Below are 11,884 nucleotides of genomic sequence, written 5' to 3' on the forward strand. Positions count from 1 at the left end.
GATCCATCCGGCTCAAGTACTGACGACGAGACAGCAAGGCCAAGGGAAGCGGTTATTCCCATGGCCTTTTTGCTTTCGGCGACATGCCTTGGGAAGTAGGCGAACCAAAGTGGGGATACGGAGGACGTTCATTTGCACCCATTGATCAATTTAGTTTGCCCTTAGGAGTCCCCAGCATGTCGATCAACGTCGAAGATTATTTCGCGCGCGCCACTTTTGACAAAATGAAGGCGTTCGCCGACAAGCAAGAAACCCCGTTCGTGGTGATCGACACCGCGATGATCAGCCAGGCCTACGATGACCTGCGCGCCGGTTTCGAATTCGCCAAAGTCTATTACGCGGTCAAGGCCAACCCGGCCGTCGAGATCATCGACCTGTTGAAAGACAAGGGTTCGAGCTTCGACATCGCGTCTATCTATGAGCTGGATAAAGTGATGGACCGTGGCGTCAGCCCGGACCGTATCAGCTACGGCAACACCATCAAGAAATCCAAGGACATCCGCTACTTCTACGAGAAGGGCGTGCGTCTGTTCTCCACCGACTCCGAAGCCGATCTGCGCAACATCGCCAAAGCCGCGCCGGGTTCGAAAGTGTATGTGCGTATCCTCACCGAAGGCTCAACCACGGCCGACTGGCCGTTGTCGCGCAAATTCGGCTGCCAGACCGACATGGCCATGGACCTGCTGATCCTCGCCCGTGACCTGGGCCTGGTGCCTTACGGCATCTCCTTCCACGTCGGCTCGCAACAGCGCGACATCAGCGTGTGGGACGCGGCGATCGCCAAGGTCAAAGTGATCTTCGAGCGCCTGAAGGAAGAAGACGGCATTCATCTCAAGCTGATCAACATGGGCGGCGGCTTCCCGGCCAACTACATCACCCGCACCAACAGCCTGGAAACCTACGCCGAAGAAATCATCCGCTTCCTCAAGGAAGATTTCGGCGACGACCTGCCGGAAATCATCCTGGAACCGGGCCGTTCGTTGATCGCCAACGCCGGTATCCTGGTCAGCGAAGTGGTACTGGTTGCACGCAAATCGCGCACCGCCGTCGAGCGTTGGGTGTATACGGACGTGGGCAAATTCTCCGGCCTGATCGAAACCATGGACGAAGCCATCAAGTTCCCGATCTGGACCGAGAAGAAAGGCGAGATGGAAGAAGTGGTCATCGCCGGCCCAACCTGCGACAGCGCCGACATCATGTACGAAAACTACAAGTACGGGCTGCCGCTGAACCTGGCGATTGGTGATCGTTTGTACTGGCTGTCGACCGGTGCGTACACCACCAGTTACAGCGCGGTTGAGTTCAACGGCTTTCCGCCGCTGAAGTCTTACTACGTGTAAGAACGCTGCACACAAAAAACCCATGACATGTCATGGGTTTTTTATGGGGGCTATGTTTCATCGATCTTCGCAGCCCACAGCGTGACGCGCCTGATAGATTCAAACAACAATGTCCTCACGTGCCACTTTTCCGCGGACATAGACTTGCATGTCCATCTTGCCATCACCTGTAGTGTCCATCCTCAACAGCGTCTGCTGGCCGGTGCGGTCGTAACTCACAAGCACGTCACCGGGCTGGGTGATAAACGTTGGATTGTTCGGGTTTTGCGGTTTTGTGCGATCAAGGGGCAACCTGGACACAAGCTTCAGCGGGCCTGATTGTCGGCGCATGCCGGAAAGGTCGATCTTGTCCTTGCCGCTGACAAAATCCATCACCAGGTTCGGCTTGCCGCTGGAGGTGGCGTCAAAGACAAAGGTATCGGCACCCTCTCCACCCCACATCTGCGCGCCACCACTGCCGCCGTACAAAATATCGCGATCACGGCCGCCCCGCAGGATATTGAATGCGGCATTGCCAATCAGCGTATTCTTACCTTGGCCACCTCTGGCCTCCTCGACCGTCACACCATGGGCGATGCTGACATTATCTCTCAATCCGCCGACCGAAGAAAAAGTGCCCGCATTGAGATTTATCGTCTGATCTTGAGTGAACTGGGAAAAGTCGAGGGTATCCCAGCCGCCACCGTCCCACACACTGAAGAACGGTATCTCTTGGGAAGATTTCAGGCTGTAATGTTCTCGGTTGGTATTGGAGTTGAAACCATAGGTGGTGTTGCCTTTGCGGGTGGAGTAGTTCGCGCCGTATTTAGATTGTATTGCTTGTATATCATCCAACATCAAACTGACAGGGTGTGGAGTATCTTGGGTCTCACTGAGTATCGGCAAGTCATAGCCCATGATCGAGTAGTTCCTCGACTTCTCGGCATAAAGCGGTATCTCAGGCTTTTCATTCTCCTCACTATGCGGATGCGCCATACCAAGCCCATGCCCTAGTTCATGAATCAAGACCGAACGCCAATAATTATCACGAAAACCGGCTTCTTCAGGGGAGGCCAGGTTGTCGGGATCCAGATTATTCATCCAGATCGTCCCCTGCTGTTTTGGATAATAAGGACCCGGTGTGTAACCCATACCTGCATCGGCAGAGGCCTCGTCCCTGCTGGTGTATCCTCTGTAGGTCAGATGTCCCTCACCACCGCCGCCTGCTTTTTCAGTGAACGTTATATTGGCAACATCGGCATACTCTTGCTGCGCCCTTCTGATAAAGTCTTGCTGCGGGAGGCTCAGCGGTATGATTTTCTCGATCTGCCCCCTTTTTCCAAGATTGAATTCTTCGAACCAGCGCGGTTTTACCGTGGAAAACGCATAGGTAAGCTCAGTCTTGCCATTATGATTACGATCGTGCCAGCGACTACCTTTGTATCGGTTAATCAGACCTGCAACCTGTGCACTGGTAAACGAAGGATCACCCTTTTCAGACTTTTTCCCTGCGCCGCGTTTAGTTTCTTCGCGAACGCGTTGAACAATGTTGTACCCCGTAGCGGGCATCTGATCGACTCGCATGATTAGTCGAAACTCCTGAGGTTCACGGCTTCAAGGCAATACCCAGCCTATGCTGGGACCGAGACCAACGGTGCCATAGCTCAACCAGGGAAATTATCAGACTCGCCTGTGAGAAGCGTCAGAACGACGAGACTTCAGATGTAGTCCGCACGTCTTCGTTACCGTAAAACAGGCCAAAGACAGCCATAACGCCTTACTCTTTCGCCAGCTCAACAGCCCGCATACGTCATGGGTTTTTTATGGGCTTCCACATTTCAACGATCTTCGCGCACGTGCCATAAACGCAAAATATAGAGACTTCAACGCCATCAGCGAGGTACCGGCAGCGGCGTATCAGTGCTTAAACTATCCGCCCAGGCTTGAGCCGCTTGCTGATCAATCACCCGACCGGCATCGACATCGGCCATGGCCTCACGTGTCAGCCGACTGCGCTCTTCCTCCATATCGACCCAATCGGCGAGCGCTTGCTTGACGATCCAGCCACGCGAACGATCCAGCCGTGCCGCCATCTGATCGACTTTTTGCGCCAAGGCCGTGGGGACGTGAGCGGTCAGTACTTTAGTGTCAGCGCCCATAAATCCTCTCTTCGCAGCACTGCGAAACATACGATTAAATCTGAATCAGCTTCATTCATAGTGATTTAGAGTGGTGCAGCAACCGCTAACCCATGCCGCCCATCTTTAAATTGAGCCACTCGTTGCTCGAACTCCTTAGCCAAAGACCTGATTTGCGGCTGCGCTGCCTTTAGCAGCGCCTTGTGCGCGGTGCGCAAAAACTTGAGGTTCCCCCCAGCCAGCGCCTTGCGCAGCCAGCCCAGCGCCTCATCGATCTGGCCTCTATCCGCCAACACCGCCGCATAACTGAACTGCCCGCGAAAATCCCCGCCTTCGGCTGAGCGCCGATACCACGCCACGGCCGCGTCCAGATCCTGAGGGCAATACTGCCCGTCTTCCAGATACCGCCCCAGCAGGTTCATCGACTTGGCATGGCCCTGCTCTGCCGCCAGCCGGTAAAACGCCAGCGCTTGCGGCCGGTCTTCAACAACACCTCGGCCGGTGGCCAGCAGATTCGCGTAGTTGTACTGGCCCCAATCCAGCCCAGCGTCTGCCGCCAGACGATAATTGCGCGCCGCCGCTGCTTCATCGACGGCGCAACCCCAGCCATGCTCCAGGCAACGCCCGGCCATATTGCGCGCCATCCAATGCCCGCCATGGGCCGCGATCTGGAACCAGCGCAGTGCCAGCGCTTCATCGCGTGCAATGCCGCGCCCTTCCAGCAGGATTTGCCCGAGCAACGCTTGAGCGTCGACCACGCCTTCCTTGGCCGCCATCAAAATCGCCTGGGCGGCGCGCACCGGGGAGTCGTCGAGCATGCTTTGCAGTTGCTCGACGTTGAGCACTTCTTCGCGGCGCAATAAAAAACCCATGCTTACACCTCAACCCAGCGGCGCAGCAGATTGTGGTAGGTGCCGGTGAGCTGGATCAGCGCCGGGTGGTCGGGTACGTCACGGGTCAATTGCTGGATAGCGCCGTCCATCTCGAACAGCAACGTGCGCTGGCTGTCTTCGCGCACCAGGCTTTGGGTCCAAAAGAACGAGGCATAGCGCGCGCCACGGGTCACGGCGTTGACTTTGTGCAGGCTGGAACCGGGGTACAAGACCATATCGCCCGCCGGCAGTTTTACCCGTTGCAGGCCGAAGGTGTCCTGAATCTCCAGCTCACCGCCGTCGTATTCCTCCGGGTCGCTGAAGAACAGCGTGGACGACAAATCCGTGCGCACCCGCTCATGACTGCCCCGCGCCTGGCGCACGGCGTTGTCGATATGGAAATCAAAACTGCCACCGGCCGTGTAGCAGTTGAGCAACGGCGGGAAGACTTTGTGCGGTAACGCCGCCGACATAAACAACGGGTTGTTCCACAAACGCTCGAGCATCGCCGCACCGATTTCCTTGGCCAGCGGATGGCCTTCGGGCAACTGCAGGTTGTGCTTGGCTTTGGCGGATTGGTGCCCGGCAGTGATTTTACCGTCGGCCCATTCAGTGTTTTCCAGGGCTTGGCGAATGCGCAGCACCTCCTCGCGAGAGAACAGGCCGGGAATATGCAGCAACATGAGGCAATACCTGAAATCAGAGAGGCGCTAATGGTATTGATTCTTATCTGCCCTGTAAAACACGGCAGACGAATGAGTGGGTAAAAACCGTAAGGCAAAAGTGTAAAGAATGTAAATTCAATGCGAATAGTAATGTATCGCAATTGATAGAAAGTCTTGTTGACCCTATATTCCGCGGCCTCACCTCCTTGGGGAAAGGACTTGTTATGTCGCGCACCACTCTAAAAACACCTGCCAGTTCACCACGCATGCTGGCTTCGGCCATCGGCGTTGCACTCAGTGCCAGCTCTGCCGCCCAGCTGGCGCAAGCGGCCGAAAGCACCGAACCAAAAGGCGAGCGCAACAGCATCTCCCTCGGCGCCACCAGCATTACCGGCCAGGAACAGGACAACACCTCCTACCAGGTCGAAAAAGCCTCGTCGCAAAAGTACACCGCGCCGCTGGTGGACACCCCGCGCTCGGTCACCGTGGTGCCGCAGCAAGTGCTCAAAGACACCGCCGCCACCTCGCTGCAGGATGCCTTGCGCACCGTACCGGGCATCACCTTTGGCGCGGGTGAAGGCGGCAACCCCCAGGGCGATCGCCCGTTCATCCGTGGCTTTGACGCCCAGGGCGACACCTACCTGGATGGCGTGCGCGACACCGGCGGCCAGAGCCGCGAGATCTTCGACATCGAATCGATCGAAGTCAGCAAAGGCCCCAACTCCTCGTTCGGCGGTCGCGGTTCGGCCGGTGGCAGCATCAACCTGGTGAGCAAGACGCCTCAGGCGCGTGACTTCACCAACGGCGGCTTTACCTACGGCTCCGACCAGACCCGCCGCTACGTGCTCGACGTGAACCGTCAGTTCCTCGACAACGCCGCGTTCCGTTTGAACCTGATGAGTCACGAACAGAATGTGGCCGGCCGCGACACCATCAACTACGACCGCTGGGGCGTGGCACCGTCGCTGACCTTCGGCCTGGGCACACCGACCCGTGTCAACTTCAGCTACTACCACATGGAAAGCAACGACCTCCCGGATTCGGGCATTCCGTATGGCTACAGCTCGCCGACCGCCACTGCCCACGGGCATGACAAACCCACCGATGGCGGCGACAGCAACAACTTCTACGGTTTGAAAGACCGCGACTTCCGTAAGACCCGCGCCGACATCAGCACGTTCTCCATCGAGCACGACCTGAACGACAACATGACGCTGAAAAACACCCTGCGCCATGGCAGCACCGGCCAGGATTACGTACTCACGCAGCCGGATGACAGCCAGCGCAACGTCAGCCGTTTCGGCACCGTGTGGCGCCGCGCCAACACCCGCGTGTCGACCACCGACACCACCACCAACCAGACCGATCTGTTCGGCAACTTCCAACTGGCGGGCATGAAGCACACCTACTCCACCGGCCTGGAATTCACCGGTGAAGACACCCGCGTCAGCGGCTACACCGTCAGCCCGAACAGCAACCCGACCTGCACCGTGGCCAAAGGCAGCCTGGGCGGCCAGTGCACCTCGCTGAGCAACCCGACACCGGATGACGCCTGGACCGGCAGCGTAGCCCGCAACTACATGGGCACCAACACCAAGGCCACCAGCCGCGCCGCCTATGTGTTCGATACCATCGAGCTGGACCCCAAATGGCTGCTGAACGTCGGCCTGCGTTACGACACCTTTGATACAGAAGCCAACACCAACGCCGCTGCCGGCCGCAGCAAGCTCAAGGACGACAGCCAATTCTTCAACTGGCAGGCGGGTCTGGTCTGGAAGCCGCTGGAAAACGGCAGCATCTATACCTCCTACGCCACTTCGGCACAGCCGGTTGGCGGCCTAGTGGGTGAAGGGCAAGAAACCAATGGCTTCGTTACCGGCATCAACACCAGCGACCTTAAACCCGAAGAGACCGTCAACTACGAGCTGGGCACCAAGTGGGACCTGTTCCACAACCGCCTGTCGTTGACGGCAGCCGTGTTCCGTACCGAGAAGAAAAACACGCGAATCCTGGTGGACTCCAATACCTTCGAAAACGGCGGCGAATCCCGTGTCGATGGCCTGGAACTGTCGGCCAGCGGCAAGCTCACCGATCAATGGCAAGTGTTTGCCGGCTACAGCTACCTGAAAAGCGAACTGGTCGACCCAGGCAAAATCGGCAACCGTCAAAACGTAGTGTCTGCCGGCTCCAACAAAGGCAACCAAATGCCTAACACGCCGAAGAACACCTTCAGCCTGTGGACCACTTACGACATCACGCCAAAACTGACCATCGGCGGCGGCGCGTTCTACGTCGATCAGGTGTACGGTGACCCGGCCAACACCGTCTACGTACCGGCCTACACCCGCTATGACGCGATGGCCAGCTACAAGCTGACCAAGAACGTCGACCTGCAATTGAACGTGCAAAACCTGACCGACAAGACCTACTACGACAAAGCCTATGCGGCGCACTTCGCCAACCAGGCCGCCGGGCGTACGGCGCTGTTGACCACCAGTTTCCACTTCTAAACCCGGTCAACGTTCAGCCAGAAGCCCCACGCATCGGATGCGTGGGGCTTTTGCGTGTAAAACAGAATATTTCTCGTTAGCCCACGGCATAATGCGCGCCGTGGCAACGACATCCAGATGAGCGAGGCGGTCCGACGTGTTGAAAAAAACCCTGTTCCAATTGCACTGGTTCTTCGGCATCACTGCCGGGCTGGTGCTGGCGTTGATGGGGATGACCGGGGCTGCGGTCTCGTTTCAGGATGAAATCCTGCGGGCGCTGAACCCCACAATCTTGAAGGTCGAAAAACGCGAAGCCGGTGTGCTGCCGCCTGCCGAACTGGTGCGCAAGCTTGAGGCCACCGAAGGCAAGACCGTATCGATGCTGTGGGTGGAAAGCGACAGCGGCAACGCCGCGCGCGTGTTCTTCACCGCCCCGCCGGGCGAACGGCGTGGCCAGATGCGCTACTTCGACCCCTACACCGGCGATTACATGGGCGATGCCGTCGGCCAGGATGTGCTCGGCTTTATCTTGCAGTTGCACCGCTTCCTCGCCATGGGCGAAACCGGGCGTAACATCACCGGCGCCTGCACCCTGATCCTGGTGTTCTTCTGCCTCTCCGGCCTGTACCTGCGCTGGCCGCGCCAGGTGGCGAGCTGGCGCGCCTGGCTGACGCTGGACTGGCGCAAGAAAGGCCGCAGTTTCAACTGGGACCTGCACTCGGTATTCGGCACCTGGTGCCTGCTGTTCTACCTGTTCTCGGCGCTCACCGGCCTGTATTGGTCCTACGACTGGTACAGCCAGGGCCTGAACAAACTGCTCTCCGACGCACCGCAAAACGAGCGCCTGCGCAAGCGGGGCCCGCCGCCCGAAGGCGCGGCGCCGGTGGCCAACTATGACGCGATCTGGAGCAGCATCTACGCCAACGCCGGCCCCGGTTTGATCGCCTACAACATTCGCATGCCGTCCGTCGCCGGGCAGCCGGCCATTGTGTATTACCTGCTCAACTCATCGCCCCACGACCGCGCGCTGAACCAGATCAACCTGGACCCTGCCACCGGCGAGGTCAAATCCCACGACCCGTACGCCGGCAAGACGCTCAAGTCCCAATTGCTCACCAGCATTTATGCGCTGCACACCGGCAGCTATTTCGGTTGGACCGGGCGGATCATCCTCACCCTCAGCTCGCTGATGATGCCGTTGTTCTTTATTACCGGCTGGCTGCTGTACCTGGACCGTCGCCGCAAAAAACGCCAGGTGCGCGACGCCCGCAAAGGCCTCGGCGCCAACCACAGCGACGCGCCGGCCTGGCTGATCGGCTTTGCCAGCCAGAGCGGTTTCGCCGAACAGTTGGCCTGGCAAACCGCCGGGCAATTGCAGGCCGCCGGTTTGCCGGTGAAGGTGCAGCCGCTGGGCAGCGTCAGTCAGGACGACTTGAGCCAAACGCAGCACGCGCTGTTCGTGGTCAGCACCTTCGGCGATGGCGAAGCGCCTGACAGTGCGCGGGGTTTTGAGCGCAGCGTACTGGGTCAGGACTTGTCGCTCAAAGGCCTGAACTACTCGGTGCTGGCCCTGGGTGATCGCCAATATGAACACTTCTGCGGGTTTGCCCGGCGCCTGCATTTCTGGCTGACCCACCAGGGCGGCACGCCGTTGTTCGCGCCGGTGGAAGTCGACAGCGGCGACAGCGAAGCACTGCTGATATGGCAACAGCAACTGGGCCAACTCACCGGCCACGCACCGGCAGCGACCTGGCAGGCGCCTCAGTTTGAAAACTGCACCCTCACCCATCGCACCCTGCTTAACCGCGACAGCGTTGGCTCAGACATCTACCTGCTGGGCCTCACGCCGCCTGCGTCGCAAAGCTGGCTGGCCGGTGACCTGGTGGAAGTGCTGCCGCGCAATTGCCCGTGGGCCATCGAGCATTTCCTCGCCGGCCTGGGCCTGGTCGGCAGCGATGGTGTGTTGATCGACGGCCTGGCGCAAACCCTCAACCAGGCTTTGGCCACCCGCCAACTGCCGGACAACCGCGCGCACCTGGTCGGCCTGCACGCACAGGCGCTGGTCAACGCACTGGTGCCCTTGGGCACGCGCGAATACTCCATCGCCTCGATCGCCAGTGACGGCGTGCTGGAGCTGATCGTGCGCCAGGAACGCCACCCCGACGGCAGCCTGGGCCTGGGCTCCGGCTGGCTGACCGAATACGCCGCCATCGGCTCCGGCATCAGCCTGCGCCTGCGCCGCAACAGCGGCTTCCACTTGCCCGAAGCGCCGGTGCCGCTGATCCTGCTGGGCAACGGCACCGGCCTGGCCGGCCTGCGCAGCTTGCTTAAAGCGCGTATTGCCGATGGCCAACAGCGCAACTGGCTGCTGTTCGGCGAACGCAATATTGCCCACGACTACCTGTGCCAGGACGAGCTGCAAGGCTGGCTGGCCAGCGGTGACCTGGCGCTGCTGGACCTGGCGTTTTCCCGCGACCAGGCAGAGAAAATCTACGTACAGGACCGCCTGCGCGAATCGGCAGACGTATTGCGTAGATGGCTGGCCGAAGGCGCCGCAATTTATGTGTGCGGCAGCTTGCAGGGCATGGCCACGGGTGTGGATCAAGTGCTGCACGAGGTGCTGGGCAGCGAAGCGGTGGAGCGCTTGATCGAGCAAGGCCGCTATCGTCGGGATGTGTACTAAGCCCTCATACCGATCGTTCCCACGCTCTGCGTGGGAATGCATCCTGTGACGCTCCGCGTCACCGCCCTAAAAGCGGACGCGGAGCGTCCATGGCGGCGTTCCCACGCAGAGCGTGGGAACGATCGTCCTCAGGCGGGTTGCAGTTTTTGCTCGAACACCGAGACCCCATCCAGATCGCGCAGGATCACGGTCAACTCCGCCGTCTGCCCATCAATCTGCACCTCACCAAAAAACTGAAAACCGGCAAACGGCGAGGTGTTCTGCGCAGGCGGTGCCTTCTGGAACACCACCTCCGGCCCGAAGGTTTTATCCAACTGATTAGGCCCGAAGCTCCCCGCATTCAACGGCCCCGCCACAAACTCCCAGAACGGCTCGAAATCCTGAAACGCCGCGCGGTCCGGGTGGTAATGATGCGCCGCGCAGTAATGCACATCCGCCGTCAGCCACACATGGTTGCGCACCTGCTGCGCGCGTAAAAAACCCAACAGCTCGGCAATCTCCAACTCACGCCCCTGGGCCGGGCCTGGGTCGCCGTTGGCGATGGCTTCCCAACGTGGCACGCCGGGGCTGACTTCACCGTCGGGCACGCCGAGGCCGATAGGCATATCGGCGGCGACGACTTTCCACTGCGCTTGCGAGGCCTTGAGTTCGCGCTTGAGCCAGTCCAGTTGCTCACGGCCCATAAAGGGTTTTTCGCCGCCCAGGTTGTCGTCGTTAGGCCCGCGATAGCTGCGCATATCCAGCACGAACACATCCAGCAACGGCCCATAGCTGAGCTTGCGATAGATGCGCCCGCCGCCATCGGCGCTCTGGCGGCGCATCGGTGAATATTCCAGCCAGGCCTGGCGTGCGCGGCGAACCAAGGTGTTGATGTCCCTGGTCTGGTAACGCTCGTCGAGCACCTTGCTCGGCGACCAGTTGTTGATTACCTCGTGGTCGTCCCACTGCCAGATCTGCGGCACTTCGGCATTGAAGCGGCGCACGTTTTCATCCAGCAGGTTGTAGCGGTAATTGCCGCGATACTCGTCGAGGGTTTCGGCGACTTTGCTTTTGGCTTCTGTGGTGATGTTGCGCCAGATGCGCCCATCTTCAACGGTCAGCTGCGCCGGCACCGGGCCGTCGGCGTAGATGGTGTCGCCGCTGTGGATAAAAAAGTCCGGCAGGCGCAGGCGCATGGCTTCATAAATGCGCATGCCGCCGATGTCCGGGTTGATACCAAAACCTTGGCCCACAGTGTCGCCGCTCCACACAAAACGGATGTCGCGACGTTGCTGCGGCACGCTGCGCAAGTGGCCGAACCACGGCTCGCTGGCGACGCCGGTCTGGGCGTCTTCAAAGTGCACACGGTAGAAAATCGCCTGATCAACCGGCAGCCCGGTGAGTTCGACACGAGCGGTAAAGTCGGTGCGGCTGTCTGCCAGCGGCGAAATGAATTTGCGCGGGTTGCTGAACACGCTGCGGGTGTCCCACTCCACCACCATCTTCGCCGGGCGGTCGCTGCGGCTCCAGATCATCGCGCGGTCGCCCAGCAAGTCGCCGGACTGCACGCCGTCGGTGAGTTGCGGGCGGTCCTTGACCGAGGCGATCACCGCCGGCGCCAGCCCCGGCAGCAACAGCCCGGCGCCAACGGCTTGCATCACACGGCGACGGCCGAGATCGAAGTGGCTCATGCGGGTGCCCTCTTGAGTATCAAAAGGGAGACTTAAACACGGGAGCAT

General features: G+C 59.7%; 8 protein-coding genes. 3 read left to right on the forward strand and 5 right to left on the reverse strand.

Annotated elements, in window-relative coordinates:
• Positions 1-176: 176 nt before the first annotated feature.
• Positions 177-1,340, forward strand: coding sequence for a type III PLP-dependent enzyme (locus tag BFP92_RS02820; RefSeq protein ID WP_053254366.1), 1,164 nt, complete (start codon positions 177-179; stop codon positions 1,338-1,340).
• A gap of 99 nt (positions 1,341-1,439) precedes the next feature.
• Here the strand turns inward: BFP92_RS02820 and BFP92_RS02825 are convergent, their stop codons facing one another.
• The 4 genes from BFP92_RS02825 to BFP92_RS02840 all read right to left on the reverse strand — a co-directional run bounded on the left by BFP92_RS02825 (position 1,440) and on the right by BFP92_RS02840 (position 5,012).
• Positions 1,440-2,903: a M10 family metallopeptidase C-terminal domain-containing protein gene (locus BFP92_RS02825; protein ID WP_065911614.1), complete on the reverse strand. Its 1,464-nt coding sequence runs from the start codon at positions 2,901-2,903 to the stop codon at positions 1,440-1,442.
• 308 nt (positions 2,904-3,211) lie between these two features.
• On the reverse strand, positions 3,212-3,478 hold the full coding sequence (locus BFP92_RS02830) for a CopG family ribbon-helix-helix protein (RefSeq protein ID WP_065911616.1): 267 nt from the start codon (positions 3,476-3,478) through the stop codon (positions 3,212-3,214).
• Positions 3,479-3,543: 65 nt separating this feature from the next.
• Positions 3,544-4,329, reverse strand: a complete 786-nt coding sequence (locus BFP92_RS02835) for a tetratricopeptide repeat protein (RefSeq protein ID WP_065911619.1) — start codon at positions 4,327-4,329, stop codon at positions 3,544-3,546.
• A 2-nt stretch (positions 4,330-4,331) separates the two neighbouring features.
• A complete protein-coding gene (locus BFP92_RS02840; protein ID WP_056859067.1) occupies positions 4,332-5,012 on the reverse strand; it encodes a Fe2+-dependent dioxygenase in 681 nt (226 codons plus the stop codon).
• A 206-nt stretch (positions 5,013-5,218) separates the two neighbouring features.
• On the opposite strand from BFP92_RS02840, the gene BFP92_RS02845 reads away from it, so the two are divergent.
• Both BFP92_RS02845 and BFP92_RS02850 read left to right on the forward strand, forming a co-directional pair.
• Positions 5,219-7,504 carry a TonB-dependent receptor gene (locus BFP92_RS02845; protein WP_065911620.1) on the forward strand — a complete coding sequence of 762 codons (2,286 nt, stop codon included), beginning with the start codon at positions 5,219-5,221 and terminating at the stop codon, positions 7,502-7,504.
• A 136-nt stretch (positions 7,505-7,640) separates the two neighbouring features.
• Entirely contained in the window at positions 7,641-10,166 is a 2,526-nt protein-coding gene (locus BFP92_RS02850; protein WP_065911622.1) for a PepSY domain-containing protein, read from the forward strand.
• A gap of 128 nt (positions 10,167-10,294) precedes the next feature.
• Here the strand turns inward: BFP92_RS02850 and BFP92_RS02855 are convergent, their stop codons facing one another.
• Complete coding sequence (locus tag BFP92_RS02855; protein ID WP_065911625.1) at positions 10,295-11,836, reverse strand: alkaline phosphatase D family protein; 1,542 nt, start codon at positions 11,834-11,836, stop codon at positions 10,295-10,297.
• Positions 11,837-11,884 lie beyond the last annotated feature (48 nt).

The sequence above is a fragment of the Pseudomonas sp. 58 R 3 genome (assembly GCF_900006605.1).
Classification (GTDB): Bacteria; Pseudomonadota; Gammaproteobacteria; order Pseudomonadales; family Pseudomonadaceae; genus Aquipseudomonas; species Aquipseudomonas salomonii.